Below are 25,633 nucleotides of genomic sequence, written 5' to 3'. Positions count from 1 at the left end.
GGCGCAGCATCAGGGCGCGACGCCCAGAAACGTCTGCAAGGCATCCGAAAGCAGCAGCGACGGAATGATCAGCGTCATCGCCGTGGTGGCGACGATCAGCGGCTGCGGACCCAAGATCATACGCAGAATGCGCGACAGCGAAAACACCAGCCCTAACAGCAGCGCCAGCCAAAGAAGCGCGACAAAACCTTCGCTGCCCGGCAGCAAAAATGCGATGATGATCAGCAGCGCATAACCGTAGGAAAACGGCACGGACAGCCAGTTTGAAATCACGACGATGGCTGGAAAGCGTCCACGCAGGCCAAGCACCATGCAAAGCACGGCGACCAGAACCAGCGGCACGATCCAGTTCATGCCGTCGATCAACCCCAGCTTGGCGAAAAACGGCAAGCCAAGTTTTGTGCCGGGCGGACTATCCTCCAGCACCGCGAGACGTGCCCAGTTCCATGAGATCAGCATCGGCGGCAGGCACCAGACGATCGCCCAGAACGAGCGGTTCATGCCGCGATCTGTCAGGTCCAGTCGTCGAAAACCCTGCGCGTCGCCTTTGATCAGCAGCCAGAGCCCGGAAATGTAAAGCTGAAGTTCAGCGAATGACGGCATCGGCAAACCACCGGGTGATGAAATCGCCATAGATACGAGTCAGTGTTTCCAGATCGGCCACTGCCACGCGCTCGTCCACCATATGCATGGTCTGACCGACAAGGCCGAATTCCACCACCGGGCAATAATCCTTGATGAAGCGCGCGTCGGACGTGCCGCCGGTCGTGGAGAGCTGCGGACGCTTGCCGGTCACGCTTTCAACCGAGGCGGTAAGCGAACCGATCAGCGCATCGTTGCGGGTCAAAAAGACGTGGCTCGGGCGGTCGGCCCAAGTGATATCGTAGCGCGTGACGTCTCGGCCGGGACGCAATGGGTTTTTCGCGGCCGCAGCATCCAGACGGCGCAGGATTTCCGCCTTCACCGTGTCCGCCGTCCATCGGTCGTTGAAACGGATGTTGAAGGCGAATGTCGCCTTGGCCGGCACGACATTGGTGGCCGGGTTGCCGACATCGATCGTCGTCACTTCGAGATTGGAAGCCGGGAATTCCGGCGTGCCGGCATCGAATGGCGGGTGCATCAGGGACGATGCCAATGTCAATGCGCCACGCACCGCGTTGTCGGCCAGATGCGGATATGCGGCATGGCCCTGAACGCCGTGGACGACAACCTTGCCGGAAACGGAGCCACGGCGGCCGATCTTGATCATGTCGCCCAGCACGTCAGGGTTGGTCGGTTCACCGACAAGGCAGGCATCCCATCGCTCACCCTTTTCGGCGGCCCATTTCAGCAGCTTGTCCGTGCCGTTGACGGCCGGGCCTTCCTCGTCGCCGGTGATCAAGAAGGAGATCGAGCCTTTTGGCGCGCCGTGCTGTTCGATATGGCGGGCGACGGCGGCGACAAAGCAGGCGATACCGCCCTTCATGTCGACAGCACCCCGACCAAATAATTCGCCATCGGCGATCTCGGCCGCAAAGGGCGGGTGGCTCCACGAAGCCTCGTCGCCGGGCGGCACGACATCGGTGTGCCCGGCAAACATCAGGTGCGGTCCATGCCCGCCGATACGGGCATAGAGGTTTTCGATATCCGGCATGCCCGGTTCGCTGGCCACCATGCGCTCCACGGTAAAACCGAGCGGCTTGAGCATGGCTTCCAGTGCGGTCAATGCGCCGCCTTCCGCCGGAGTGACGGAAGGGCAACGGATCAGCGCCTGCAGGTTTGCGACCGGATCAACAACGGACATCGGATAGACCTTGGGATGATTGGGATCAGTCGCGCAGCAGTTCGTTGATGCCGGTCTTGGAGCGCGTCTTTTCATCGACGGTCTTGACGATCACGGCACAATAGAGGTGCGGCGCGGCAAGGCCATTCGGCATGGTGGCATTGCCCGACGGCATAGAGCCGGCAACGACGACCGAGTAGGGCGGTACTTCGCCAAACGTGACTTCGCCGGTGGCGCGGTTGACGATTTTTGTCGACTTGCCGATGTAGACGCCCATACCGAGGACCGAACCTTCGCGGATGATGCAGCCTTCGACGACTTCCGAGCGGGCGCCGATGAAGCAATTGTCCTCGATGATGGTCGGGCCGGCCTGCATCGGTTCCAGAACGCCGCCGATGCCGACGCCGCCGGAAAGATGCACATTCTTGCCGATCTGCGCGCAGGAGCCGACGGTGGCCCAGGTGTCGACCATCGTGCCTTCATCGACATAGGCGCCGAGATTGACGAAGGACGGCATCAGCACGACGTTCTTGGCGACATAAGCCGAGCGGCGCACGACGGCGTTCGGAACGGCGCGGAAACCGGCGCCACGGAATTCGCTTTCGCCCCAGCCTTCGAACTTGGACGGAACCTTGTCCCACCAGGTCGAGTTGCCCGGACCACCCTTGACGACTTCCATGTCGTTGAGCCGGAAGGAGAGAAGCACGGCCTTTTTGAGCCACTGGTTGACGGTCCATGTGCCGTCTTCGCCGCGAACCGCGACGCGGGCCTGGCCAGAGTCGAGCAGGTTCAGAGAGGTCTCGACCGCATCGCGCACTTCACCTTTGGTCGAAACATTGACGTTGTCACGGTTGTCGAAGGCGGTCTCGATTGTCTTTTCGAGGGCGGCGAAGTCGAAGCTGCTCATGGGGAATCCTTAAACGTCACGCGATATCGTGAAGATGGAGATGGCCTTGCCGTCTGGCAAAAACATGGGCTTTGGTCTAAGCGACCACCGATCAGGCGTCAATGCGATTTGGTACTGAGGGAATGGAATGACAAAGACTGAAAACGAAGCCGCACGGCGTGCGGACGGTTCATGGGATCCCCTGAAGGACAGCGGCACGGACAAGCGCAAGGCGCAGGCCGTTCCCAAAACTCCGCAGACGATGTCGCCCTCCTATCGCCTTGCCTATGCCGACGAGGATTTTCTCTGCAGCGAGGAACTGCGGCCGGTGCGGTTGCAGCTCGAGCTTCTGAAGGTCGAACTGTCGCTCAAGGAAATGGGCATCAACTCGACCGTGGTCCTGTTCGGCGGCGCGCGCATTCCCGCACCCGGCACCGAGCCCTGGGCGGCGCGCAACGAGGTCCAGCGCAAGAACCTGACCGCTGCCTCCGTCTATTACGAGGAAGCCCGCAAGTTCGCCGGCCTGTGCGCCGAACAGTCACGGCTTGACGGTTTCAAGGAATATGTCGTGGTGACGGGCGGCGGCCCGGGCGTGATGGAGGCCGGCAATCGCGGTGCTTCCGAAGTCGGTGCGCCGACCATCGGCCTCAATATCGTGCTGCCGCACGAACAGGCGCCGAACCGTTTCGTCACGCCGGAACTCAGCTTCAACTTCCACTATTTCGCCATCCGCAAGATGCACTTTCTGACGCGGGCAAAGGCTGTCGTGGTGTTTCCGGGCGGCTTTGGCACGCTGGACGAAATGTTCGAGGCACTGACGCTGATACAGACCAAGCGGATGGAGCCGATCCCCTTCATCCTGTTTTCGGAAAAATTCTGGCGCGGCATCATCAATTTCGATGCACTTGCCGATTTCGGCACGATCGCGCCGGAAGATCTTGCGCTGATCAATTTTGTCGAGACGGCGGACGAGGCGTGGAAGGTCGTGTCGGAGTTTTACGGGCTGTAAGCCGAAAAGAAAGAACCCGCCCCTCGGGGGAAAGGGGCGGGTTCTGTAACGCTCTGCCGGAAATTAGAGGGGGCGGTCCGGCAGGTCGTCGATGCTGATGACACCATCCTTGTTGGTGTCCATGAAGGCGAAGAATTTTTCAGCCGCCGCGGTGGCTTCGGCCTTGCTTACCTGACCGTTTTCATCGGTATCGGCAAAGCGGATGAAACCCATTGCGCCTCCGCCCTTGCCATGGCGGCCGGGGCCTTTGGCATGGTGGCGCTTGCCTTCCTTGCCCTCGGCGCGCTCTTCGGATGGCTTCTTGTCACCGTCTGTCTTGGCTTCCTCACGCTCGGGGCGCGGATGGTCCTTGCGGAAGGCTTCCATGGCGGCCTTGCGGTAGGCGCGGAATTCGCCCGGCGTCAGCGAGCCATCCTTGTCGGCGTCGATCTCGGCGAACTTCTTTTCCTCGAAAGCGGTCAGTTCGGCCTTCGTCACCTTGCCGTCCTTGTCGGCATCGGCGTTTTTCAGGAGGTAAATGAAGGCGCGGTCCTTCATCATCGGGCCACCCATTTCGTGGCGCGGGCCATGACGGCCGGGGCCGCGATCGCCCGGAGCCGCAAAGCTCGGGACGGTGGCGCCGAACACAAAAGCGGCTCCAAGGGCAGCAAGTGCGATCTTCTTGGCGTTCATGATGTTTCCTTCCTGATTGCTTTTGACAGCTTCAAGGTAAGGCCGGGGTCCGGCAAGAACCACTTAAACATCGGTAAGGTGGATGAACTTTCGGTAAGGTGGCGGCAGGGCGGATCACCGCCTGCCAGACCTTACTTTTTGAGGATCGCCTGCAGGAAGCCGGTGAGGTCCTGCGTCAGGTAATCGATATGCACATCCTCGTCGCTGATCTTTTCCCAGCGCTCGATAACGATATCGGCCGTCACCTCCGGCGCCAGAAGCACGGTGCGCATGCCCATCGCCTTCGGTGCGATCAGGTTGCGTGGCAGGTCCTCGAACATCGCCGCGTTCTTCGTATCGACCTTATTCAGCGCCGCGAACTTGTCATAGGTGGCGCTGGCCGGTTTCGGCAGGTAGTCGGCCGCGACGATGTCAAAGATGTCGTCGAACTGGTCGAGAATGCCCATCGCGCCGGCAGCGGCTTCCGCATGCGGCACGGTGCCGTTGGTCAGGATGAATTTGCGGCCCGGCAGCGCCTTGATGGCTTCGCCCAGATCCGGCTGCGGCTGCAGCAGCGAATAGTCGATCGCATGCGCGCGTTCCAGAAAGGCGGCGGGATCGACGCTGTGATTGAGCATCAGGCCTTTCAGCGTCGTGCCGTGTTCGTGGTAATATTTCTTCTGCAGCACCTTGGCATCGGCCGGTTCCATCTGCAGCAGTTCCGCCACGAAGGCGGTCATGTTGGTATCGATCTGCGCGAACAGATTGATGTGATGCGGATAGAGCGTATTGTCGAGATCGAACACCCATTCGGTGACATGGGCGAAATCGGCGGCGTCGGGAACTGTCTTCAGGTGAGGCATGCCGGGGTTATGCACTGCCGCTTACATAAAGACCAGCGCGAAAAGACCGGAGATGTTGTGATGGAAGAGATCGGCCTGTTTGCAAAATGGTTCGAAACACCGATCGGCCCGATCCTCGCCGTCACCAGCGGGACGCATCTGTTTGCCGTCGAGTTTCATGACGAGAAGACAAGGGGCAACGCGGTGTTGCAGCTTGAGCGCAAGCTGAAGACCCATGTCATTACCGGCAGCAGCGATGCGCTCGAACAGTTTTCCGATGAGTTCGAAGCTTATCTGGCGGGCAAACAATTCGATTTTCGGGTGCCGCTCCATTGCGAGGGCACGGAGTTCGAAAGCCGTGTCTGGGATGCGCTTTTGAAGGTGCCGCTCGGCGAAACCTGTTCCTACGGCGATCTGGCCCGCGCGATCGGTGAGCCTACGGCGTTTCGGGCGGTGGCGCAGGCCAACAATGCCAACCGCATCCCGATCGTCATTCCCTGCCACCGCTGTATCGGTTCGGATGGCTCGCTGACCGGTTTCGGCGGCGGTCTGTGGCGCAAGAAATGGCTCCTGCGCCACGAAGGCGATATGCGGCCGGTGGGCTTGTTTGCCCTCTCCTGACCTTGTCCGGCCTGATCAGGGGACGATCAGCGTGCCGGCGCCATGCTCGGTGAAGATTTCCAAGAGCACGGAATGGGCAGTCTTGCCGTTGAGGATGACGACACCCTGAACGCCGGAGCGGATTGCATCTATGCAGGTCTCGACCTTGGGGATCATGCCGCCGGAAATCGTGCCGTCCTTGATCAGCGCCTGCGCCTGCGCGACCGTCAGTTCCTTGATCAGGTTCTTGTCGCGGTCGAGCACGCCCGGCACGTCGGTGAGGAAGAGCAGGCGGGTGGCATGCAGCGCGCCGGCAATGGCGCCGGCAAACGTATCGGCATTGATGTTGTAGGTGGCGCCGTCACGGCCCGGAGCAACCGGCGCGATGACCGGGATCATTTCCGACTTGGCCAGAAGGTCGAGAAGGGTACGGTCGACCTCGACCACCTCGCCGACGAAACCGAGATCGAGCACACGCTCGATATTGCTGTCGGGATCGATCACGGTCTTCTTGGCCTTTTCGGCAAACACCATGTTGCCGTCCTTGCCGCAAAGGCCGATCGCCCATTCGCCGGTCTGGTTGATCAGCGCGACGATTTCCTTGTTGATCGAACCGGCGAGAACCATTTCGACGATCTCGACGGTCTTCGCATCGGTGACACGCAGGCCGCCTTCGAATTTCGATTCGATACCCATCTTCGTCAGCATGGCGCCGATCTGCGGGCCACCGCCGTGCACGACGATGGGGTTGACGCCCGACTGTTTCAGTAAGGCGATATCGGCGGCAAAGGCCTTGCCCAGCGCGTTGTCGCCCATGGCATGGCCGCCATATTTCACGACGATCGTCTTGTTTTCATATCGCTGCATGTAGGGCAAAGCCTGTGCAAGCAACTGGGCCTGGAGTTCGCTTTCGGAAGCCGTCATGGAAATATCCCTACATCTCGAGTGCGGGCCTTTTAACGCATGTTTTTGACGGTGAAAACAATTCCTGCGCAGATTTAGCAATCTGCCATATTGACATCGTGCGTTGTTGGCCAACCTTTGCGGGATAGGGAAGTGAAGGGGATGCAAGCATGGCGGGTGAAGACCTCGCAGCGATGATTTCACGTGTCAGTCTTGGCGACAGGACGGCGTTTTCCGCGCTTTATAGTGCAACCTCGCCGAAACTTTTTTCCGTCTGCCTCCGTATTCTCAAGGACAGGACCGATGCCGAAGATGCCTTGCAGGAAATCTTCGTCAAAATCTGGCACCGCGCAGATCGTTTTGCGGCAAGCGGCATAAACCCGCTTGGCTGGCTGATGGCGATTGCGCGTAACCATTCGATCGACCTATTGCGGGCGCGCCGACCGGTGGCCAGCAATATCGATGAAGAGGGGTGGGACATCGCGGATAGCGGTGCCGATCCCGAGCAGGCCGCCGTCCTCAAGGGCGAGGGCAAGCGCATTGACAGGTGCATGGAAGAGTTGGAATCTGACCGCGCAGGTGCCGTTCGAAGCGCCTATGTGGAGGGTTTGAGTTATCAGGAACTGGCAGACCGCCACGCCGTGCCGCTCAACACGATGCGCACCTGGCTGCGACGGAGCCTATTGAAGCTGAGAGAGTGCTTGGACAGATGACCACACCGGACCAGAGCGAAGGTGATAGAGCCCGCGACCAGGTGATTGCCGGGGAATATGTTCTCGGCGTGCTGTCGCTGGAAGAGCGACGCAATGTCGAGGCGCGCATGGCGCGTGACACGATGTTTGCGGCCATGGTCGGCCGCTGGTCGGAAAACCTGTCGAGCTTCAACGACGATTATGATGTGTCGCATCCGCGTGCGGGCATCTATCCCCGTATCGAAGACCGACTGTTCCCGAAACCGGCAAGGAGCGGTTTTGCCGGTGTCTGGAGTTCGGTGACCTTGTGGCGTTCGCTGACCGCGCTTTCCGTAATCCTGCTGGCCGGTACAGTCGTGCTGCAGAACCTGCCTTTCGGGACTCCCAAGCCCGTTCAGCCGCTGGTGGCGCAGATGTCGGGTGAGGGCAACGCCATCAGCCTCGTCGCCAGCTATAGCGCCGATAACGGCCGCCTTTCTGTCACCCCGGTCGCCGCCGGTCCGAGCGATCAGAAGTCGCTGGAACTGTGGATGATCTCCGGCAACGATCCGGCCGTGTCGCTGGGTGTGCTGCCGCAGAGCGGCGAGGGTGAAATCGAAATCCCGGAAGCAATCCGCAGTCGCATTGCCGCAGGCGTCACGCTCGCCGTCAGTCTCGAGCCCTTTGGCGGTTCGCCGACAGGCACTGCGACCGGTCCGGTCATCGCTGCCGGCCAGACGCGCGCACCCTGACGCGTTAACGTCTTCTTTACGTAGTTGAAAATCCGGCGCGCAATCGCCGGATTTTTTGTTTGAAGCACTCGTTCCGGCTGAAACTCTTTTCGCCTGATGTCCGTCTCTTCTTATGTTCCCGAGGATGAGGAACCAGCGCTCCGGCAACCCGCCGAGACCGCCGGATCAATTGTGGAAGAGGACTTCTGAAATGTTGAAATCTGTTATTCGCGCGCTGGCGATTGTCGGCGTGGTGGCTGCTGCTGGCGTGGCGCAGGCCAAGAACCCGATGGTCGGCGGTGCCGCCATGTATGAAAACAAGAACATCGTCGAAAACGCCGTCAATTCGAAGGATCACACCACGCTGGTTGCCGCCGTGAAGGCCGCTGGCCTGGTCGATACACTTTCCGGCAAGGGTCCGTTCACGGTCTTCGCGCCCACCAACGAAGCCTTCGCAAAGCTGCCCAAGGGTACGGTCGATACGCTGCTGAAGCCGGAAAACAAGGCGCAGCTGACCAAGGTTCTGACCTGCCATGTGGTTGCCGCCAATGCCATGTCCACGGCCATCGAAAAGATGATCAAGGACGACAAGGGCACCCACGACGTCAAGACCGTCGGTGGCTGCGTGCTGAAGGCCAAGCAGTCGATGGGCAAGATCACGCTGACCGATGAAAATGGCGGCGTCGCACATGTCACCATCGCCGACGTCAAGCAGTCGAACGGCGTCATTCACGTCATCGACGCGGTGCTTCTGCCAAAGATGTAAGTTCGAATGCGCATGGTCCGGCTGAAAATGAACTCATCCAAGAGTTCGAGGGGCCGGACCATCATGGAATGACGGCCGCTTCCGCCCCGAACGCGGCCGTTCGGCCGGCCTGACGGTGTCCCCCTGCCGTCCCCACAGCATGACTGTCAGGCCGGTCGCCCCACAGCCACGCCGATGGCGCGGCGCAGGTCGTCGATGCCGCCGGCCTTTTCCGAGGAAGTCGCCAAGACTTCCGGAAAGGCGGCTGGGCGCTTGCGGATCTTTTCCGTCGTTTCCTCGATCAGCCGGCGCACGCCGGCTTCCTTGATCTTGTCCGTCTTGGTCAGAACGACCTGATAGGACACCGCTGCCTTGTCCAGCAAATCCAGCACTTCATCGTCATTCTTCTTGATGCCGTGGCGGCTGTCGATCAGCACATAGACGCGTTTCAGCGTGGAACGGCCACGCAGATAATCGAACACAAGCTTGGTCCAGTTGTCGACCAACTCCTTCGGCGCCTGCGCGTAACCGTAGCCCGGCATGTCGACGATCGCCATTGGCGGCAGGTCGCCCTCCTGGCCGGAGAAGCCATCGGGAACGAAATAATTGAGTTCCTGTGTGCGGCCCGGTGTGTTCGATGTGCGGGCAAGCCCCTTCTTGGCCACCAGTGCATTGATCAGCGACGACTTGCCGACATTGGAGCGGCCGGCAAAGGCCACTTCCAACGGGCCTTCCGGCGGCAGGAAATCCATCGAGGGCACGCCACGGATGAAGATCCAGGGGCGGCCGAACAGAGGCTTGGCGTCCATGTTTCCGTCAGTGGGCATTGGTCTTGGTATCCTGTCTTTGATCCGAAGGCTCGGGCTTCGTGGTTTTGGGACGCAATGTCAAGCTTTGCAAGGCAAAGGGCATTTTCAGCGTCCAAAGAAAAACCCCGCCGAAGCGGGGTTTCTCAATGCTTATTTCTTGTCTTCGGCGGGCTTTTCCGCCGCCGGCTTTTTCTTGAACATGCTCGCCAGATTTCCGAACAGTTCGATCTTGGCGCCGTGGCGCTTCATGATAATCGCCTGCTGGGTGACCGAGAGCGTGTTGTTCCAGGCCCAGTAGATGACCAGACCAGCCGGGAAGCTTGCCAGCATGAAGGTGAACACGACCGGCATCCAGGTGAAGATCATCGCCTGCGTCGGGTCCGGCGGCGTCGGGTTCATGCGCATCTGGATGAACATGGTGACACCCATGATCAGCGGCCACACACCGATCATCAGCATGTGCGGCACGTCGTAGGGCAGAAGGCCGAACAGATTGAACAGCGAGGTCGGGTCCGGAGCCGAAAGGTCCTGGATCCAGCCGAAGAACGGAGCGTGGCGCATTTCGATGGTCACGTAGATGACCTTGTAAAGCGCGAAGAAGACCGGGATCTGCAGAAGAACCGGCCAGCAACCGGCGATCGGATTGATCTTTTCTTCCTTGTACAGCTCCATCATGCCCTTCTGCAGGGCCATGCGGTCGTCGCCATGCTTGGCCTTCAGCTCTTCCATCTTCGGCTGAACGCGCTTCATGTTGGCCATGGAAGCATACTGCTTGCTGGCCAGCGGGAAGAAGATCGCCTTGACAACGATGGTCGTCATCAGGATGGCAACGCCAAAGTTTCCGAAATAACGGAAGAAGAAGTCCATCAGCTGGAACATCGGCTTGGTGAAGAACCAGAACCAGCCCCAGTCGATCATGCGGTCGAACAGCGGAATGTTGAACTGGGTTTCATACTGCGCAATCAGCGGCACTTCCTTGGCGCCGGCGAAAATCAGGTTCTTCAGTTCGGTCGAGCCGTTCGGCTGAATGGTGATGTTGTCGGTCTTGAAGTCGGCCTGGTAACGCGGCTGGCCATCGGTGAAGTGCGAATAACGCGACTCGTAGGCAACGCCCTGTGGCGGCACGAGAGCAGATGCCCAGTACTTGTCGGTGATGCCGATCCAGCCGCCGGTCGCCTTCGGATGGGTGACGTTCTCTTCTTCGATATTGGAATAGGTGTGCTCCGAAAGGCTGCCGCCGGTGCCGATGACACCGAGGAAACCTTCGTGAATGACCCAGACCGACGGCGTTGCCGGCTTGTTGTAGCGGGTCACGCGGCCATAGGAGCCGATGTTGACGGCAGCACCGGTCGGGTTGTCGATCTTGTCGTCGATCGTCAGCATGTAATGCTCGTCGATCGAGATCTTGCGGGTGAAGACAACGCCCTTGTCGTTGGTCCAGTTCAGCGTAACCGGGGTCTGGACGGTCAGCTTGTCACCGCTGGCCACGGTCCACTGCGTGCCGGGACCGGGAACGCTGCCGGAATCGGCGCTGCCGACAAAGCCGACTTCGCTGAAATAGCCGTCCTTGGTGTCGGCCGGAGAAAAGAGCGTGATCAGCGGGCTCGAGTCATCCACGGTCTCGTGGTACTCGCGCAGCTTCAGGTCGTCGAAGCGGGCGCCGGCCAGGTTGATCGAACCGGAAAGAGCCGGCGTGTCGATAGCAATGCGCGGCGACTTGGCAAGCGATTCCTCGCGGGTGGCGGTCGCCTGAGCCTGTGTCGCGCCCGGGAGGCCGGTGGTCGGCGAGGTCGCGCCCGGGCTTTCAGGAGTAATGGTCTGCTGCTGCGCCTGCTGAGCCTGACGGGCTTCTTCGGCGCGCTGCTGGGCTTCCATGCGCGGGCCCATATAGAGGAACTGCCAGGCAAGGACGATCAGGACCGATAGTCCGATCGCGATGAAGTAATTACGGTTTTTTTCCATCATGCTTTCCTGGGGCGGAGTTCCTCGGGGTGCCATGTCTTGGGCGGCTCTCGATGCGCTGGGAAAGCGCGGCCTCCAGATCGGCAAATTTCGCCGTCAGCACCTCGCGTCGGGCGACAATGACATAATCGTGTCCGTCTTTCATTGCAATTGCGGCACTGTGGCCGACAGCGGCCTTCAGCCTGCGGCGCATGCGGTTTCGTTCAACCGCATTGCCATGCTTCTTGGTGACGGTGAACCCGACGCGCGCACCGGTGTCCGGCTCCTGGCGGTCGAGCACTTCCAGAAGAAAGAACTTGCCCTTGCGGCGTTCTCCCTCCCGGACACGAAGAAACTGCGGACGGCTTTTCAGCCGCCCGACAGCATTTTTCGGAGGTTTGTCGTCTTTGGTCGCCCGGTTTGTCATCGGGCAGCCGGCCTTAGGCGGAAAGACGCTTGCGGCCGCGTGCGCGGCGAGCTGCCAGAACCTTCTGGCCGCCATTGGTTGCCATGCGTGCGCGGAAACCGTGACGACGCTTGCGAACAAGCTTGGACGGCTGGTAAGTACGCTTCATTTTTTTAATACCGCGGTGTGCGGCCCTTCTTGGGTTTGCTTCTAAGAGCAAGAGCGTTGCGAAAGAAACGTTCCGGCACGCCGTTCGCGCTCGCGCGGATCGGGTGGCCGGACGTTGGGGCGGCTTATAAGGGCAGTCAGACGCGAAAGTCAATCGCAGAAGGGCTTTTCCTGCATGCCGGCGCCCTTAGTTTGCAGTGATGGGATTGGAAAAGCTGCGTCACGCCGCTAATATGCAGCCTCTGCGGCGCAATGATGTTCGCCGGCATACATGGCATGGAGAAATGCATGACGGATGACGCGGCGGTGATGCCTCGGGAAGCCGAGACGCGCCCGGCGGCTGATTTGCCGCTGGAGCCGATGCCGCGTGTCTTCGGCGGGCTGTCGGGACGGCTGCTCTGGCTCACCGTCATCTTTGTCATGCTTGCCGAAATTCTGATCTTCGTACCGACCGTCGCCAATATGCGCGATGGCTGGTTGCGTGACCGACTGGATACGGCTGCTGCTGCAGGCATCGTCATCGATGGCTTGCAACCGGCTGAGCTGCCGCGTGCCGTTCAGGATGATACGCTGCTGGCCACCGGCACCAAGGTGATCGCGCTGCGCAAGGACGGCACCTCGCGGCTTCTCGCCGCCATGGACATGCCGCCGCAGGTCGACGAGCAGATCGACCTTGCCGCCCAGACACCACTGATCTCCATGCGCGATTCTCTCGAGACGCTGGTGTTCGGCGGCAATCGCATCATGCGCGTCTATGGTCCGATCGGCGAAAGCGACATGATCATCGAGCTTGTGATGAGCGACAAGGCGCTGCACAAGGCCATGCTGAGCTTTTCACGCGACATGTTCATCTTGTCGTTGATGATCTCATTGATCACCGCCTTTATGATCTATGTCGCCATCAACCGGATGATGATCAAGCCGATCCGACGCCTGACGCGCGGCATGCAGATCTTTTCCGAACATCCCGAAGATCCGGGCCGGCTTTTCAGTCCTGCCAAGGAAAAGGGGGAGCTTGCCGTTGCGGGTCGCCACCTCACCGCCATGCAGGTGGAGCTGCAGCGCACGCTGAAACAGCAGAAAAATCTCGCTGATCTTGGGCTGGCTGTTTCCAAGATCAATCACGACATGCGCAACATTCTCGCCTCGGCACAGCTGATGTCGGACAGGCTGGTGGATGTCGAGGATCCGATGGTACGCAGCTTTGCGCCAAAATTGTTGCGCACAATCGACCGCGCGGTCGAATATTCGACCGAGGTTCTGGCCTATGGCCAGGCCCGCGAGGCTGCGCCAAAACGTCGGCGCATCCGGCTGGGCGGATTGTGCCAGGAAGTGCGTGACATGCTGGCGCTCGATCCCGATGGTGATATCGAATATCTCGACCAAATCCCGGCCGATCTGGAAGTGGACGCAGACAGCGAGCAGTTGTTTCGCGTCATCCACAATCTCTGCCGTAATGCCGTTCAGGCGCTGGCGCAGGCTGATGTCGGTGATCCGCTTGTCGGCCGCCGCGTCAGCGTCACCGCGCAGCGTGTCGGCAGCGTGGTAGGCATCACCATCGATGACACCGGCCCGGGCATGCCGCGCAAGGCACGGGAAAATCTGTTTTCGGCATTCCGGGGCTCGGCGCGCTCCGGCGGCACTGGTCTTGGCCTCGTCATCGCCCGCGAACTGGTGCTTGCCCATGGTGGAACCATCGGGCTGGTGGAAAAACCGGGACCGGGAACCCAGTTCCGCATCGAGATTCCCGACCGTCCGGTTTCCTTCGAAGACTATCGGGCTCGAGCTTGATACGTTTTTCGTAATGAATTCAATGCTGCGCACGACTTATGTCGGTAAAATGACAAATCGGGCGGGAAAATCGCTTGCATTCGTATTCGGGACGTTTTAGAGGATCGCCACGCCAGCGGAACACGCCGCTGACGAGGCGGGACACACCGCCGACAGACGCACCCGTAGCTCAGCTGGATAGAGCACCAGACTACGAATCTGGGGGTCAGGAGTTCGAATCTCTTCGGGTGCGCCATTTCTCTTCCCTTTGAAATCGCGATGAAATCATAACCGCACAGTGTGCCTTGTCGCACTTATGTCCAGTTGGTTTTTTATTTTCGCCGCAATGCTGATCCGGCCGCGTATCCCAGCGCCATTGTCATCAATGCGACCGCGATACCGGCACTGATCACGCCTGCCGGTGTGATGCGCGCACTGGCCTGCAGCGTGATGTGTTTTCCGAATCGCATTTCGAAATCCGACCTGATCTCTTCGGGATGAGGAAGCGGCGCCGGCAAAAGTTTTTCCTGAACCAATGACATTTCGAAACTCCGATTCGAATGTGCCGCGGTTTGTCGGCGGTTGGCTGGATGGCCAAGCCTACATCATTGCACGCACATTGGGGATGGCAGAGGAGACTTGATTGAAGTCAAGGAATTGTCTGCAAGGCCGGCCTAATTTTCGGGCTGAAAAGGAGCCTTTCATGCACCCGGATCTCGTTGCCCGCTACGCCGCACCCGTTCCCCGCTACACCAGCTACCCGACAGCGCCGCATTTCCATGCCGGTATCGGTCCGGACGATTATGCGCTCTGGCTTGCCGAACACGACGGCCCGCTGTCCCTTTATCTGCATGTGCCCTTCTGCGACCGGCTCTGTTGGTACTGTGGCTGCCACACCAAGCAGGTGAAGCGCTACGATCCGCTGGCGACCTATCTCGATGCGCTGCTTCTCGAAATCGGCCTTGTTGCTGCGGCGCTGAAAGAGCGGCGTGAAGTGATCGCCATCCATTTCGGTGGCGGTTCTCCGACCATGATTGCACCGAAGGATCTAGTGCGTCTGCGTGACGCGCTCGACCGGCATTTCGACATTTCCCAAAATTGCGAGATCAGTGTCGAGATCGATCCCGGTTTCGTCAATGCAGAAAAGCTCACTGCTTGGCGCGACTTCGGTGTCACCCGTGCCAGCATCGGCGTGCAGGATTTCGACGAGGCTGTCCAGAAAGCCATCAACCGTCCGCAAAGTTTCGAGCAGACGGCTTTTGTTGTCGAAACGCTACGCAAGCTCGGCGTCGGCGGCGTCAATCTCGATATCGTCTACGGCCTTCCGCATCAGACGATGGACAGTGTTGCCCGCACGATCGAGCTATCCCTTGCCGTGCAGCCGGATCGTTTTGCGATCTTCGGTTACGCGCATGTGCCGTGGCTGAAAAAACACCAGACGCTGATCGACGAACAGGCACTGCCGGGCATTCAGGATCGGTTCTCCATGGCAAGCCTCGTGGCGGAGCGGCTGGAACAGGCCGGTTACGTTGCCATCGGCATCGACCACTTTGCCAAACCCGGAGACAGCCTTGCTGCGGCTCTTGAGGCCGGCGAGGTCCATCGCAACTTCCAGGGCTATACAACGGACGCTGCGCCCGGCCTCATCGGTCTCGGTGCATCTTCCATTGGCAAGGTCGGTGGCGGATACATCCAGAATATCGTGGCGACGGGAGAATATATGCGAACGGTCAAGGAAGGCCGCTTGCCGGTTCTCCGCGGCAAGGAGTTGACGGATATCGATCGTGTTGTCGGCGCGGCCATCGAAGACCTGATGTGTTCCTATGCTTTCTCCGTCAGCAATCTGGAGCACCGTTTTGGCCCGGCCGCCTCGGTACTGCGCGCCGAAGCGGCGCAGGTCAATCAGCAGGACGGCGACGGCATGACGGGTTTTGATGGTGACGTCTTTTCGGTCACGCCGCAGGGAAGAACGTTCGTGCGCACGATAGCCTCACGCTTCGACCGTTATTTTGGACAGGGCGCGGCCCGGCACTCGGTGGCGGTGTAGGATTCAGGCCGTTTCGGCGGCCCGCCCCCAGGCGATGAAGGAGGGGTTGGCAAAGTCGCTGTCATGACCCTGCTTGCGCTTGCCGTAGATGAGCGGCTTGCCATCCAAGCCCAATGTCCTGCCGCCGGCCGCCCGCAAAATGGCGTCGCCGGCGGCGGTGTCCCATTCCATCGTGCGGCTGAAACGCGGATAAACGTCGGCGTCACCCTCTGCCAGCATGCAGAATTTCAGCGATGAACCGATGCTGCGGCAGTCCTTGACCGCATGTTCGGCGACAAATTCGTGGGTCTTGGCATTGCAATGCGAGCGGCTGATCAACCCGACTGGTGGCTTCAGCACGGTGCGGCTGTTGATCGGCACACGAATGCTGACCTTGCCATCGTCGGACACCGCCATCTTCCATGCCTTGTCGCCTTCGCCGGCGTAAGCAACACCGAGTGCAGGCGCATAAACGATGCCGGCCACCGGCACGCCCCCGTCGATCAGCGCGATATTGACGGTAAAATCGCTGTTCCTGGCGACAAATTCCTTTGTCCCGTCGAGCGGGTCCACCAGAAAGAAACGCGTGCCGATCTCGGGCGCATGACCAGCGGCGACGGCTTCTTCGGCAATGACGGGAATATCGGGAAAAGCTTCACTCAGCGCTGCAACGATGATCTCTTCGGCCAGTTCGTCAGCCTGTGTCACCGGGCTTGCATCCGCCTTCAGCGACACTTCCATGCCGTTGCGATAGACATCGAGAATAGCGGCACCCGCAGTCAGGGCGGCTTTTCCGAATATGGCGAGCATCCGACGTTTTTTCCCTCGATTTGCGCTGCTGGACCGGTCTAGAACTAACCGCACTACTGCACCTGAACCGCGGTGCAGACAACGACAAAATACACCTGCTCATATAAGGAAGACGGAAATGAGGTGGAAGCGTACGATCCAGCTGCTGGACGTCCACTGCGAAGGCGAGATTGGCCGTGTGGCGATCGGCGGTGTGCCAAAGATCCCGGGTGAAACCACGGCCGCCAAGCTGGCCTGGCTGAACAGTGATCCCAAGGGGCAGGAGCTGCGCCGTTTCCTCTGCCTGGAGCCGCGCGGCATGCCGCTCGGTTCCGTCAACCTTCTGCTGCCACCGACCGACCCGTCAGCCGATGCCGCCTTCGTCATCCTTCAGCCCGATCAGGCGCACGCCAGTTCGGGTTCGAACTCGATCTGTGTCACGACTGCCCTTCTCGAATCTGGGATTGTCGAAATGCAGGAGCCGGAAACCGTGGTCACGTTGGAAACGGCAGCCGGCCTCGTGCGTGCCGTGGCCACCTGCCGTGACGGTCGCTGCGAAAAGGTCAAGCTCACCATGGTGCCGTCCTTCGTGCACGCGCTCGACCAGAAACTGTCGACACCGGAATGGGGCGAGATCAGCCTCGATGTCTGTTACGGCGGTATTTTTTACGCATTGGTGGATGTCGGTCAGATCGGATTGACGATCTCGAAAAGCAATGCGGCGACACTCGTCAGCGCCGGTATGGTGATCAAGCAATTGGCCAATGATGCGTTGCCGGTCGTCCATCCCGAAATCCCGGCCATTTCTGGCATCGCCTATGTGATGTTCCGCGATGTGGATGCGGATGGCGCGGTGCGCACATGCACGACCATGTGGCCGGGCAGGGCGGATCGTTCGCCCTGCGGCACCGGCAATTCCGCCAATCTTGCCGCCCTGCATGCCCGCGGCAAGGTGAAGGTCGGTGATGTCTTTACCTCACGCTCGATCATAGGCTCGGAATTCGAGGTCGGTGTTGAGCGAGAAACCATGATTGCCGGCAAACCCGCCATCGTGCCGACCATTGCCGGGCGCGGCTTTACCTTCGGCTTGCACCAGGTCGCTCTCGATCCGTTTGATCCGCTCAGCGCCGGTTTCGCCATGACCGATGTCTGGGGGCCATCCGCAGGCGATATCCCCGACGCCTGAACATGAAGAAGCCCGGACCAGCATCAGCCGGTCCGGGCTCTTGAAAGCGCATGGGCCCGGGATGGAGCGGGCCGCGCCTCCCAGGGGTTTCAGATGTCCTTGGGCTTGCTGCCGAACGGCTCGACATCGCCCTGCTTCAGCACCAGCGTATTGACGCTTTCGGCCAGTTCATCCTGTTGTGGGGCCGGCGGATTGACACCATGGTCTTCCAGCTGCGCCAGCTTGTAGGCGCCGAACACGTCACCCTTGTCGGCCGCAGAGCGGAACATCTCGGCCGCACGCTCGGGGTTGGCGGCAATGCCTTCGCCATTTTCGTACATCAGGCCGAGATTGATCATCGCGTCCGTCGAGCCCCGCTGGGCAGCCAGATCGTACCAGGCGATGGCTGTCTGATTGTCTTCCGGAACAAGCTTGCCCTCATCGTAGATGGAGCCGATATTGAAGGCGGCAGTATCATCACCGCCAACGGCAGCCTCTTCGAACCATTTCAGAGCCTGCTGACCATCGGCATTGGTGCCCAGACCATCACGATAGGCGACACCAAGATTGTACTGCGCCAGCACATTGCCGCTGGTGGCAGCCTCGCTGTAAAGCCGGAACTCGGACTCGGCATCGCCAAGGCGCCCCATCAGCATGCCGAAATTGACCTTTGCGGCGGAATATCCGCCGTCGACGGCGGCTTCATAGGCGACCATGGCTTCATCTGGTTCCTGAGCCTTGTTGAGTGCCCGGCCCAGTTGGTAAGCGAAGCGGGGATTGCCGGTTGCCTCGAAGGCGGTGCGGCAGACGCCGACGGCCTGCGCGTCGATATTGTCGATATCCACCGGTGCGAAGGTTGCATTGCGATCCTTGTCATAGGCGCTGCCGGCCATGCGGTCGCAATCGCTCTGCAGGGCTGCGATATTTTCGACCTTCGCACGCTGTTCGGCGTTGAGGGAAACGGTCAGCATGCATAATGCGACAGCACTTCCTGTTGCCAGCAACATCATTCGATTGACTTTATTGGAACGGGACTTCATCCTCGCCTCCGATTCATAACCACTTAAAGATTGATAAACGAACGCCGAAAATGGGCGTCGGTTCCGCGTTGTTGCCCGGATTTCGTGGGTTTCATCAAATCCAAGGCGTGAAAAATCGTCCCAACACAGCGGCTATTCCTCTGAAAACATTCCCGTTTTGCGGGCGCTGAGAATTTTAATCACGCTTTGGTGCGCGGTTGTTTCACTGGGCCTTTCGGTGTTATTGCGAAAGCTCTTTCCACGAAAAAGGCCGCTTCCATGACCCGCATCAGCATCCGTCGCCCCGATGATTGGCACCTGCATCTGCGTGATGGCGACATGTTGAAGGGAGTCATCGGCGACTCGAGCCGGCATTTTGCCCGCGCCATCATCATGCCGAACCTCGTGCCGCCCGTGGTAACGACCAAGGATGCAGAAGCCTATCGACAGCGCATCATGGCAGCTTTGCCGGAAGGTGATCGGTTTGAGCCGCTGATGACGCTTTACCTGACCGAACATACCGATGCCGACGACGTCGAAGCCGGCAAGGCAAGCGGCCTTATCCATGCGGTCAAACTGTATCCGGCCGGCGCCACCACCAATTCGCATGGCGGCGTGCGCGACATGGACAAGGCCATGCCGGTTCTGGAGCGGATGGCCAAGATCGGCCTGCCGCTCTGCGTACATGGCGAGGTCACGACACCGGAGGTCGACATCTTCGATCGCGAGGCCGTGTTTATCGAAACCGTGCTCGATCCGCTACGAAAGCGCCTGCCGGAACTGAAGATCACGATGGAGCATGTCACCACCTCCAACGGCATCGACTACATCAAGTCGGCGGAGAAGAACCTTGCCGGCTCGCTGACCACTCATCACCTGATCATCAACCGCAACGCCATTCTGGTCGGCGGCATTCGCCCGCATTACTACTGCCTGCCGGTTGCCAAGCGCGAAAGCCATCGTCTGGCGCTGCGCGCCGCCGCCACTTCCGGTGACAGCCGGTTCTTCCTCGGCACGGATTCCGCCCCGCATGTCGATCCGCTCAAGGAATGCGGTTGCGGCTGCGCTGGCATCTACACCTCGATCAACACGATGAGCTGCCTTGCCCATGTGTTCGAAGAGGAGGGCGCGCTCGATTGTCTTGAGGCCTTCGCCTCGTTGAACGGTCCGGCATGGTATGGCCTCGTGCCGAACGAAGAGCGCATCATTTTGGAAAAACAGACGAAGCCGGTTTCCTTCCCCGCCAAGATCGAGACGGGTGCCGGACCGGTGACGGTCTTCGATCCAATGTTCCCGATACACTGGGCAGTTGTGTAATATAGGGTAGAAATCCCCCCAGTAATGGTCGAAATTACATGGCCTTTTACGAAGGTTGGTAATATTTTGATCATGAATCAGGTCCTAAGTTACCGCCCAACGTGAGGGCGGATGTTCGCCTTGGGGGAATGGCGGGACATGATGCCCGTCGGGGACACGGCGAGGCATGATGCTCGATTACAATTCACTTCTTCTCGCGCTGGGATTCTCGGCGATCTGCCTGCTTGTGGCGCTTTTCGCGACCTGGGCATCGCGCCGCAGCGACAGCTTCATGCTCACCTGGGTGGTCAGCCTAGCGCTGATTATCGTCGGTATTTTCAGCTACAGCGCCTATACGCTGCAGGCCGGCATCGTGACCGGCGCCATCTCCTATTTCTTCATCATGGCGGGCTTTTCCGTCATGTACGCCGCCGGCTGCCAGTTCCGTTCCGGTCGTTCGCCTCTGCGGATCTCTCTGGTTGCCGGCTCCATCACCATGGTACTTGGCCTGCCTGCCATGTTGATGGGCTATGACGGCATTTCCATCATCATGATGAATGTCACAACAGCGATACTTCTGACGGCGACCGCCCGCGAATACTGGCTCGTCCGGCATGAAGCGCCGGGGCCGCTGGTCGGCATGGCGTCACTTTACGCCACAGCCGGCGTTTCGTTCGCGCTTTGCGCCTATGTGCTGATCCGCGACCAGCAATGGGTGATCGGCCATGCGCCGCAGAACTGGGCGGAGAAGCTCAACATCGCCATCTGCATCGCCAGCATGACCGGCGTCGGCGCTTTCTCGCTGGCGCTGCACCAGTGGCGTCTTGCCGCTTTCCACCGCCGCGAGGCGATGACGGATCCCCTGACCGGCCTGCTCAATCGCCGCGCCGTGTTCGAAGAATTTGATGCCACGCAGATCGACCAGTCAACAGCGATCATCGTTTTCGATATCGATCGTTTCAAGTCGATCAACGACCAGCACGGTCATGCTGCCGGCGACATGGTCATCCGCGCTTTTGCCGAGGAGATGAAGGTCAAGGCCGAAACAGATACGGTCGCTCGTCTTGGCGGCGAGGAATTCGTGGTCATCGTCAGAAATGTTTTGCCGGGTCGCGCCGAACGAATTGCCGAGCGCATCCGTCGCGGATTTGCAGAACGGATGATCGAGATCGGCGAAAAGACTGTGTCCTGTACCGTAAGTGCTGGTATCGCCTTCGGCACAGCCGAAAATCGCAGTTTTGACAGTGTCCTGAATATGGCCGATGGCGCGCTCTATGAGGCCAAGCGCGCCGGTCGCAATCGGGTCGAGGTGGCCGGCTTCCTGCATGCGGTCGAACTGGAAGAGGTGCGCACCAGCGCTTGATGTTCTCAGCACTTTTAGCTCTTGAAAGCCGCGATCCACTGGATGCGCGGCTTTCTTGCTGATATGCCGCAGCAACGGACGCACAAGGAGCACAAGGTATGCACACCACATTTACCGATCGCACGGTCATGGCCGAACTCATGGCAAAGATGTTGTGGGAAATCGGGGCGGTGCATTTTAACGCTGAAAAGCACTACAAGTTCGCCTCCGGCATGATGAGCCCGGTCTATATCGATTGCCGTAAGCTGCTTTCCTATCCGCGCGTCCGCTCCACCATCATGGATTTCGCCGTCGCCACCCTGCTGCGCGATGCCGGTTTCGAAAAATTCGATTGCATCGCCGGTGGCGAAACGGCCGGCATCCCCTTTGCAGCGTTGCTGGCTGATCGTCTCGGCCTGCCGATGATCTATGTGCGCAAGCAGCCGAAGGGCCATGGCCGCAATGCGCAGATCGAGGGCAACATGCCGGAAGGATCGCGTGTCCTCGTCATCGAGGACCTGACCACGGCCGGCGGTTCGATGTTCAAGTTCATCGACGCGATCCGCGCTGCCGGTGGTGTTGTCGATCACGGCATGGCGCTGTTCTATTACGGCATTTTCGATGAAGGCGCGCTGCGGTTTGCCGATGGCAAGGTGCAGTTCCACCACATCGCCACATGGCGCAATGTTCTGGCCGTCGCGCGTGACCAAAAACTGTTCGACGAAAAGACGCTTTCGGAAGTCGAAGCATTCCTCGATGCACCGCTGGAATGGTCCGCCCGCAATGGCGGCATCAGCGAGTTGCCGCGTTAAGCGATTCATTTAAAGCGAGCTTTTGCTCTGGCCAATTGTCAAAAGCTCGCTTATTCCTGTGCAAAACAGGTTATTCCTCGGGAGGGAAATCCATGATCTTGTGCTGCGGCGAAGCCCTTATCGACATGCTTCCGCGTGAAACGACGCTCGGCGAACCGGCATTTTCACCCTATGCCGGTGGTGCGGTGTTCAATACCGCGATCGCGCTTGGCCGCCTTGGTGTGAAGACTGGCTTTTTCACCGGTCTCGCCGACGACATGATGGGCGACATTCTTCGTGACACGCTGCGCAAGAGCAAGGTCGATTTCAGCTATTGCGCACTCGCATCGCGTCCCTCAACCATCGCCTTCGTGAAGCTGGTCGACGGCCACGCTACTTACGCCTTCTACGACGAAGGCACGGCCGGCCGCATGATCACCGAAGCCGACCTGCCGGCACTGGACGATACGTGCGAAGCCCTGCATTTCGGCGCCATCAGCCTGATCCCGGAACCCTGCGGCTCGACCTATGAGGCGCTGATGAAGCGCGAAGCCGCCACCCGCGTCATCTCGCTCGACCCCAATATCCGCCCCGGTTTCATCAAGGACAAGGCAGCGCACCTTGCCCGCATCAACCGCATGGCGGCGATGTCCGATATCGTCAAATTCTCCGACGAGGACCTGGCATGGTTCGGCATGGAAGGCGATGAGGATACGCTCGCCCGCCACTGGCTGCGCCACGGTGCAAAGCTCGTCGTGGTCACGCGCGGTGCCGAAGGAGCTGTCGGTTACACCGCTGCCCACAAGGTCACGGTACCGAGCGAACGGGTGACGGTCGTTGATACGGTCGGCGCCGGTGATACGTTCGATGCCGGCATTCTCGCCTCTCTAAAGATGCAGAACCTGCTGACCAAGGCGCAGGTGGCGAGCCTGACGGAAGACCAGATCGCAAGCGCGCTGGCGCTGGGTGCAAAGGCTGCTGCCGTCACCGTCTCGCGAGCAGGGGCCAATCCGCCGTTTGCGGAAGAGATCGGGCTGTAATAACAGTCCGTCTGCCTGCGTCAGTTATGGCGCAGGCGGTAAAGTACGAAAAGGGCAATGATCAAAAGCACTGCGCCGCTACCAGCATAAAGCGTGAGTGCATCCATTACTTGTCTCCGAGCTTGAGTAGAAAAGCTCCTCCGATCATATGTAGCACGAAGCCCATCGTGAGCCAAATCAGGGTAGCACCAAAAATCAGCAGCATCTCGGTATAGGTTTTTGGAATGGTCGGCCCGCTTTGAAATATGGGCGCGAACAGCGGCGCCACAACACCTGCCGCTCCGACGGAAAAGCAAGCTGTTGAGAGGCGGTCAGCCGCAGATGCGCGCAATTTCAATATTTCGTTGCGAATAAGTATCGGTTGATCAAGTGCAGAGCCGCCGATCAACTCGCTCTCGATCCATCTGCCAAGCCTGCGGACGGGAGCCGTTAATGCAGAGAGTGCCTTGCCCAGAAACTTTATCATGATCCCGCCCGATTTTCGATCTGACGGGATCATCTAAGCATAAAAGCGATCTTGTATCGCTTAATTCTTCAGCCCGGCCAGCGTCTTCACCAGACCCTGCGTGGAAGAATCATGGCCATCGGCGCTTTCCTTGCCTTCCACCACCGGCAGCAGACCGGTCGCCAGTTCTTTGCCAAGTTCCACGCCCCACTGGTCGAACGAGTTGATGCGGAACAGCACGCCTTCCACGAACACACGGTGTTCATAGAGTGCCACGAGACGGCCGAAGGCGAATGGCGTCAGCTTGTCGTAGACGAAGGTGATCGATGGACGGTTGCCGGTGAAGACGCGGTGCGGCGCGATAAAATCCGCCTTTTTGTCGTCCATGCCCTTGTCGGTCAGTTGCTTCTTGGCTTCCTCGAAGGTGCGGCCCTTCATCAGTGCTTCCGACTGCGCCAGCACGTTGGCGATCAGGAGGTCGTGCTGGTGGCGCAGTTCCGGCTCAAAACTGTTGGCGGCGATCATGAACTCGGCCGGGATGATGCTCGTGCCCTGATGGATCAACTGATAAAAGGCGTGCTGGCCGTTGGTGCCGGGTTCGCCCCAGACGACCGGGCCGGATTCGCCCTCGACCGGGGTGCCATCGATGGTGACGCCCTTGCCGTTGGATTCCATGTCGAGCTGCTGCAGATAGGCCGGGAAGCGCGACAGACGCTGGTCATAGGGCAGGATGGCGCGGGTCGGATAACCCAGCGCATTGCGGTGGTAATAACCGATCAGGCCGAGCAGCATCGGCAGGTTCTGTTCCGTCGGCGCGGTGCGAAAATGCGTGTCCATCGCATGCGCGCCGTCGAGGAAATGCCCAAAATTTTCCGGGCCGATGGCGAGCATCAGCGGCAGGCCGATGGCCGACCAGATCGAATAACGGCCGCCGACCCAGTCCCAGAAACCGAACACGCGGTCCTGATTGATGCCGAAGGCGGCAACCTTGTCGAGCGCGGTGGAAACGGCGCAGAAATGGTGTTGCACGGCCGCGTCACCCAGCGCATCGGCCACGAACTTGCGCGCCGTCTGGGCATTGGTCATGGTTTCGATGGTCGTGAATGTCTTGGAGGCGACGATGAACAGCGTCGTTTCCGGATCGACCAGTTTCAGCGTGTCGGCGATATGAGCGCCATCGATATTGGAAACGAAATGGGCACGTGGGCCATCGTGGAACGGGGCAAGCGCCAGCGTCGCCATGACCGGGCCGAGATCGGAACCGCCGATGCCGATATTGACGACATCGGTAATCGCCTTGCCGGTGGCACCCTTCAGAGAACCGGAACGGATGCCCTCGGCAAACTTGCCCATCGCGGCCAGCACGGCGTTGACGTCGGGCATCACATCCTTGCCGTCTACCAGAACCGGATTGTTGGAACGGTTGCGCAGCGCGGTGTGCAGAACGGCACGGTCCTCGGTAAAATTGATGGCGACGCCGGAGAACATGTCTTCACGTTTCTCGGCCACGCCGCCAGCCTCAGCCAGTTCGACGAGCAGCGAAAGAATCTCGGCATTCACGGCCGTCTTGGAAAAATCCATGGTGAGGTCTTCGGCGGAAACGCTGAATTTCTCGAAGCGCTGCGGATCGGCCGCGAAGGCGGCGCGAATGTCTGTTGCCTTGGTGGCGGCAGCGGTGGATTTCAGTTTTTCGACGATCGCCTGCATGGCTTGCTCCTGACGGTGCGCACGGGAAGTGCGGAATGGGAGGTACGGATAGGTCGAACGGGAACCTATTCGCTTTGCGGGGCAAATCAAGCCTTGTCGCGCCCGCCCGGTGACCTAAG

At 59.7% G+C, this 25,633-nt stretch carries 27 protein-coding genes and 1 tRNA gene; 13 read left to right on the top strand and 15 right to left on the bottom strand.

Annotation, left to right across the window (positions count from 1 at the left end; translation table 11 throughout):
- Nucleotides 1-9: 9 nt before the first annotated feature.
- From ACRQ1B_RS10170 to dapD, 3 genes are read right to left on the bottom strand one after another with little or no spacing between them, the layout of a single operon-like run.
- Nucleotides 10-603 carry a hypothetical protein gene (locus ACRQ1B_RS10170; protein ID WP_432293450.1) on the bottom strand — a complete coding sequence of 198 codons (594 nt, stop codon included), beginning with the start codon at nt 601-603 and terminating at the stop codon, nt 10-12.
- Complete coding sequence (dapE, locus tag ACRQ1B_RS10165; RefSeq protein ID WP_432293449.1) at nt 587-1,783, bottom strand: succinyl-diaminopimelate desuccinylase; 1,197 nt, start codon at nt 1,781-1,783, stop codon at nt 587-589. Before dapE ends, ACRQ1B_RS10170 begins: the two co-directional genes overlap by 17 nt.
- A 25-nt stretch (nt 1,784-1,808) precedes the next feature.
- The gene (dapD, locus tag ACRQ1B_RS10160) at nt 1,809-2,669 is read right to left on the bottom strand and encodes a 2,3,4,5-tetrahydropyridine-2,6-dicarboxylate N-succinyltransferase (RefSeq protein WP_432293448.1); all 861 of its coding nucleotides are present in this window, start codon (nt 2,667-2,669) and stop codon (nt 1,809-1,811) included.
- A gap of 127 nt (nt 2,670-2,796) precedes the next feature.
- Here dapD and ACRQ1B_RS10155 point away from each other — a divergent pair, with 127 nt between their 5' ends.
- A complete protein-coding gene (locus tag ACRQ1B_RS10155; protein WP_432293447.1) occupies nt 2,797-3,657 on the top strand; it encodes an LOG family protein in 861 nt (286 codons plus the stop codon).
- A 63-nt stretch (nt 3,658-3,720) separates the two neighbouring features.
- On the opposite strand, the gene ACRQ1B_RS10150 is transcribed toward ACRQ1B_RS10155, so the two are convergent.
- Both ACRQ1B_RS10150 and ACRQ1B_RS10145 read right to left on the bottom strand, forming a co-directional pair.
- Nucleotides 3,721-4,329 (bottom strand): EF-hand domain-containing protein, encoded by a 609-nt coding sequence (locus ACRQ1B_RS10150; protein ID WP_432293446.1) that lies wholly within the window; start codon nt 4,327-4,329, stop codon nt 3,721-3,723.
- A gap of 131 nt (nt 4,330-4,460) precedes the next feature.
- A complete protein-coding gene (locus ACRQ1B_RS10145; protein WP_432293445.1) occupies nt 4,461-5,171 on the bottom strand; it encodes a pyrimidine 5'-nucleotidase in 711 nt (236 codons plus the stop codon).
- 60 nt (nt 5,172-5,231) lie between these two features.
- Between ACRQ1B_RS10145 and ACRQ1B_RS10140 the strand changes: the two genes are divergently transcribed.
- Nucleotides 5,232-5,771: a methylated-DNA--[protein]-cysteine S-methyltransferase gene (locus ACRQ1B_RS10140; protein ID WP_432293444.1), complete on the top strand. Its 540-nt coding sequence runs from the start codon at nt 5,232-5,234 to the stop codon at nt 5,769-5,771.
- A gap of 15 nt (nt 5,772-5,786) precedes the next feature.
- Here ACRQ1B_RS10140 and argB read toward each other — a convergent pair whose 3' ends face one another.
- Complete coding sequence (argB, locus tag ACRQ1B_RS10135; protein WP_153352230.1) at nt 5,787-6,674, bottom strand: acetylglutamate kinase; 888 nt, start codon at nt 6,672-6,674, stop codon at nt 5,787-5,789.
- Between the two features lie 149 nt (nt 6,675-6,823).
- Here argB and ACRQ1B_RS10130 point away from each other — a divergent pair, with 149 nt between their 5' ends.
- From ACRQ1B_RS10130 to ACRQ1B_RS10120, 3 genes are all read left to right on the top strand, one after another.
- Nucleotides 6,824-7,366, top strand: coding sequence for a sigma-70 family RNA polymerase sigma factor (locus ACRQ1B_RS10130; protein ID WP_432293443.1), 543 nt, complete (start codon nt 6,824-6,826; stop codon nt 7,364-7,366).
- Nucleotides 7,363-8,076, top strand: a complete 714-nt coding sequence (locus ACRQ1B_RS10125; protein WP_432293442.1) for an anti-sigma factor — start codon at nt 7,363-7,365, stop codon at nt 8,074-8,076. The genes ACRQ1B_RS10130 and ACRQ1B_RS10125 overlap by 4 nt, the downstream gene beginning before the upstream one ends.
- A 190-nt stretch (nt 8,077-8,266) precedes the next feature.
- Nucleotides 8,267-8,821, top strand: coding sequence for a fasciclin domain-containing protein (locus tag ACRQ1B_RS10120; RefSeq protein ID WP_432293441.1), 555 nt, complete (start codon nt 8,267-8,269; stop codon nt 8,819-8,821).
- A 146-nt stretch (nt 8,822-8,967) separates the two neighbouring features.
- Here the strand turns inward: ACRQ1B_RS10120 and yihA are convergent, their stop codons facing one another.
- From yihA to rpmH, 4 genes are all read right to left on the bottom strand, one after another.
- Nucleotides 8,968-9,627, bottom strand: coding sequence for a ribosome biogenesis GTP-binding protein YihA/YsxC (gene yihA / locus ACRQ1B_RS10115; RefSeq protein ID WP_432293440.1), 660 nt, complete (start codon nt 9,625-9,627; stop codon nt 8,968-8,970).
- Nucleotides 9,628-9,759: 132 nt separating this feature from the next.
- Nucleotides 9,760-11,571, bottom strand: a complete 1,812-nt coding sequence (gene yidC / locus ACRQ1B_RS10110; RefSeq protein WP_432293439.1) for a membrane protein insertase YidC — start codon at nt 11,569-11,571, stop codon at nt 9,760-9,762.
- Nucleotides 11,555-11,977 carry a ribonuclease P protein component gene (gene rnpA, locus ACRQ1B_RS10105; RefSeq protein WP_432293438.1) on the bottom strand — a complete coding sequence of 141 codons (423 nt, stop codon included), beginning with the start codon at nt 11,975-11,977 and terminating at the stop codon, nt 11,555-11,557. Before rnpA ends, yidC begins: the two co-directional genes overlap by 17 nt.
- A gap of 13 nt (nt 11,978-11,990) precedes the next feature.
- Nucleotides 11,991-12,125: a 50S ribosomal protein L34 gene (gene rpmH / locus ACRQ1B_RS10100; RefSeq protein WP_109458303.1), complete on the bottom strand. Its 135-nt coding sequence runs from the start codon at nt 12,123-12,125 to the stop codon at nt 11,991-11,993.
- 287 nt (nt 12,126-12,412) lie between these two features.
- Between rpmH and ACRQ1B_RS10095 the strand changes: the two genes are divergently transcribed.
- Together ACRQ1B_RS10095 and ACRQ1B_RS10090 are read left to right on the top strand one after the other, a co-directional pair.
- Nucleotides 12,413-13,915 carry a sensor histidine kinase gene (locus ACRQ1B_RS10095; RefSeq protein ID WP_432293437.1) on the top strand — a complete coding sequence of 501 codons (1,503 nt, stop codon included), beginning with the start codon at nt 12,413-12,415 and terminating at the stop codon, nt 13,913-13,915.
- Between the two features lie 158 nt (nt 13,916-14,073).
- Nucleotides 14,074-14,150: transfer RNA gene (locus tag ACRQ1B_RS10090), tRNA-Arg, on the top strand.
- 76 nt (nt 14,151-14,226) lie between these two features.
- On the opposite strand, the gene ACRQ1B_RS10085 is transcribed toward ACRQ1B_RS10090, so the two are convergent.
- Complete coding sequence (locus ACRQ1B_RS10085) at nt 14,227-14,436, bottom strand: hypothetical protein (RefSeq protein WP_432293436.1); 210 nt, start codon at nt 14,434-14,436, stop codon at nt 14,227-14,229.
- 161 nt (nt 14,437-14,597) lie between these two features.
- On the opposite strand from ACRQ1B_RS10085, the gene hemN reads away from it, so the two are divergent.
- Nucleotides 14,598-15,941, top strand: coding sequence for an oxygen-independent coproporphyrinogen III oxidase (hemN, locus tag ACRQ1B_RS10080; protein WP_432293435.1), 1,344 nt, complete (start codon nt 14,598-14,600; stop codon nt 15,939-15,941).
- Nucleotides 15,942-15,944: 3 nt separating this feature from the next.
- Here hemN and cysQ read toward each other — a convergent pair whose 3' ends face one another.
- Nucleotides 15,945-16,730: a 3'(2'),5'-bisphosphate nucleotidase CysQ gene (gene cysQ, locus ACRQ1B_RS10075; protein ID WP_432293434.1), complete on the bottom strand. Its 786-nt coding sequence runs from the start codon at nt 16,728-16,730 to the stop codon at nt 15,945-15,947.
- A 118-nt stretch (nt 16,731-16,848) separates the two neighbouring features.
- On the opposite strand from cysQ, the gene ACRQ1B_RS10070 reads away from it, so the two are divergent.
- Nucleotides 16,849-17,895 (top strand): proline racemase family protein, encoded by a 1,047-nt coding sequence (locus ACRQ1B_RS10070; RefSeq protein ID WP_432293433.1) that lies wholly within the window; start codon nt 16,849-16,851, stop codon nt 17,893-17,895.
- 89 nt (nt 17,896-17,984) lie between these two features.
- Here ACRQ1B_RS10070 and ACRQ1B_RS10065 read toward each other — a convergent pair whose 3' ends face one another.
- Nucleotides 17,985-18,845 carry a tetratricopeptide repeat protein gene (locus ACRQ1B_RS10065; protein WP_432293432.1) on the bottom strand — a complete coding sequence of 287 codons (861 nt, stop codon included), beginning with the start codon at nt 18,843-18,845 and terminating at the stop codon, nt 17,985-17,987.
- Between the two features lie 327 nt (nt 18,846-19,172).
- Here ACRQ1B_RS10065 and pyrC point away from each other — a divergent pair, with 327 nt between their 5' ends.
- The 4 genes from pyrC (at nt 19,173) to ACRQ1B_RS10045 (ending at nt 23,362) form a co-directional block, all read left to right on the top strand.
- Nucleotides 19,173-20,210: a dihydroorotase gene (gene pyrC, locus ACRQ1B_RS10060; protein ID WP_432293431.1), complete on the top strand. Its 1,038-nt coding sequence runs from the start codon at nt 19,173-19,175 to the stop codon at nt 20,208-20,210.
- A 166-nt stretch (nt 20,211-20,376) separates the two neighbouring features.
- On the top strand, nt 20,377-21,552 hold the full coding sequence (locus ACRQ1B_RS10055) for a sensor domain-containing diguanylate cyclase (RefSeq protein ID WP_432293430.1): 1,176 nt from the start codon (nt 20,377-20,379) through the stop codon (nt 21,550-21,552).
- Between the two features lie 98 nt (nt 21,553-21,650).
- Nucleotides 21,651-22,343: an orotate phosphoribosyltransferase gene (locus tag ACRQ1B_RS10050; RefSeq protein WP_432293429.1), complete on the top strand. Its 693-nt coding sequence runs from the start codon at nt 21,651-21,653 to the stop codon at nt 22,341-22,343.
- 92 nt (nt 22,344-22,435) lie between these two features.
- A complete protein-coding gene (locus ACRQ1B_RS10045; RefSeq protein WP_432293428.1) occupies nt 22,436-23,362 on the top strand; it encodes a carbohydrate kinase family protein in 927 nt (308 codons plus the stop codon).
- A gap of 106 nt (nt 23,363-23,468) precedes the next feature.
- On the opposite strand, the gene ACRQ1B_RS10040 is transcribed toward ACRQ1B_RS10045, so the two are convergent.
- Both ACRQ1B_RS10040 and pgi read right to left on the bottom strand, forming a co-directional pair.
- Nucleotides 23,469-23,828, bottom strand: coding sequence for a hypothetical protein (locus tag ACRQ1B_RS10040; RefSeq protein WP_432293427.1), 360 nt, complete (start codon nt 23,826-23,828; stop codon nt 23,469-23,471).
- A 60-nt stretch (nt 23,829-23,888) separates the two neighbouring features.
- On the bottom strand, nt 23,889-25,514 hold the full coding sequence (pgi, locus tag ACRQ1B_RS10035; RefSeq protein WP_432293426.1) for a glucose-6-phosphate isomerase: 1,626 nt from the start codon (nt 25,512-25,514) through the stop codon (nt 23,889-23,891).
- Nucleotides 25,515-25,633 lie beyond the last annotated feature (119 nt).

Source organism: Endobacterium panacihumi, assembly GCF_050847465.1.
Classification (GTDB): domain Bacteria; phylum Pseudomonadota; class Alphaproteobacteria; order Rhizobiales; family Rhizobiaceae; genus Neorhizobium; species Neorhizobium panacihumi.
The sequence above is the reverse complement of the archived record's forward strand: the minus strand, read 5'-3'. Positions and strand labels throughout refer to the sequence as shown.

Coding starts and splice junctions, on each gene's coding strand:
- ACRQ1B_RS10120 (WP_432293441.1), top strand. CDS start 8,267: ATGTTGAAATCTGTTATTCGCGCGCTGGCGATTGTCGGCGTGGTGGCT.
- ACRQ1B_RS10050 (WP_432293429.1), top strand. CDS start 21,651: ATGCACACCACATTTACCGATCGCACGGTCATGGCCGAACTCATGGCA.
- pgi (WP_432293426.1), bottom strand. CDS start 25,514: ATGCAGGCGATCGTCGAAAAACTGAAATCCACCGCTGCCGCCACCAAG.
- ACRQ1B_RS10150 (WP_432293446.1), bottom strand. CDS start 4,329: ATGAACGCCAAGAAGATCGCACTTGCTGCCCTTGGAGCCGCTTTTGTG.
- ACRQ1B_RS10170 (WP_432293450.1), bottom strand. CDS start 603: ATGCCGTCATTCGCTGAACTTCAGCTTTACATTTCCGGGCTCTGGCTG.
- hemN (WP_432293435.1), top strand. CDS start 14,598: ATGCACCCGGATCTCGTTGCCCGCTACGCCGCACCCGTTCCCCGCTAC.
- ACRQ1B_RS10125 (WP_432293442.1), top strand. CDS start 7,363: ATGACCACACCGGACCAGAGCGAAGGTGATAGAGCCCGCGACCAGGTG.
- ACRQ1B_RS10155 (WP_432293447.1), top strand. CDS start 2,797: ATGACAAAGACTGAAAACGAAGCCGCACGGCGTGCGGACGGTTCATGG.
- yihA (WP_432293440.1), bottom strand. CDS start 9,627: ATGCCCACTGACGGAAACATGGACGCCAAGCCTCTGTTCGGCCGCCCC.
- dapD (WP_432293448.1), bottom strand. CDS start 2,669: ATGAGCAGCTTCGACTTCGCCGCCCTCGAAAAGACAATCGAGACCGCC.
- ACRQ1B_RS10145 (WP_432293445.1), bottom strand. CDS start 5,171: ATGCCTCACCTGAAGACAGTTCCCGACGCCGCCGATTTCGCCCATGTC.
- dapE (WP_432293449.1), bottom strand. CDS start 1,783: ATGTCCGTTGTTGATCCGGTCGCAAACCTGCAGGCGCTGATCCGTTGC.
- yidC (WP_432293439.1), bottom strand. CDS start 11,571: ATGGAAAAAAACCGTAATTACTTCATCGCGATCGGACTATCGGTCCTG.
- ACRQ1B_RS10140 (WP_432293444.1), top strand. CDS start 5,232: ATGGAAGAGATCGGCCTGTTTGCAAAATGGTTCGAAACACCGATCGGC.
- ACRQ1B_RS10085 (WP_432293436.1), bottom strand. CDS start 14,436: ATGTCATTGGTTCAGGAAAAACTTTTGCCGGCGCCGCTTCCTCATCCC.
- ACRQ1B_RS10070 (WP_432293433.1), top strand. CDS start 16,849: ATGAGGTGGAAGCGTACGATCCAGCTGCTGGACGTCCACTGCGAAGGC.
- ACRQ1B_RS10045 (WP_432293428.1), top strand. CDS start 22,436: ATGATCTTGTGCTGCGGCGAAGCCCTTATCGACATGCTTCCGCGTGAA.
- ACRQ1B_RS10065 (WP_432293432.1), bottom strand. CDS start 18,845: ATGCTGACCGTTTCCCTCAACGCCGAACAGCGTGCGAAGGTCGAAAAT.
- ACRQ1B_RS10095 (WP_432293437.1), top strand. CDS start 12,413: ATGACGGATGACGCGGCGGTGATGCCTCGGGAAGCCGAGACGCGCCCG.
- rpmH (WP_109458303.1), bottom strand. CDS start 12,125: ATGAAGCGTACTTACCAGCCGTCCAAGCTTGTTCGCAAGCGTCGTCAC.
- ACRQ1B_RS10055 (WP_432293430.1), top strand. CDS start 20,377: ATGATGCTCGATTACAATTCACTTCTTCTCGCGCTGGGATTCTCGGCG.
- ACRQ1B_RS10130 (WP_432293443.1), top strand. CDS start 6,824: ATGGCGGGTGAAGACCTCGCAGCGATGATTTCACGTGTCAGTCTTGGC.
- cysQ (WP_432293434.1), bottom strand. CDS start 16,730: ATGCTCGCCATATTCGGAAAAGCCGCCCTGACTGCGGGTGCCGCTATT.
- ACRQ1B_RS10040 (WP_432293427.1), bottom strand. CDS start 23,828: ATGATAAAGTTTCTGGGCAAGGCACTCTCTGCATTAACGGCTCCCGTC.
- pyrC (WP_432293431.1), top strand. CDS start 19,173: ATGACCCGCATCAGCATCCGTCGCCCCGATGATTGGCACCTGCATCTG.
- rnpA (WP_432293438.1), bottom strand. CDS start 11,977: ATGACAAACCGGGCGACCAAAGACGACAAACCTCCGAAAAATGCTGTC.
- argB (WP_153352230.1), bottom strand. CDS start 6,674: ATGACGGCTTCCGAAAGCGAACTCCAGGCCCAGTTGCTTGCACAGGCT.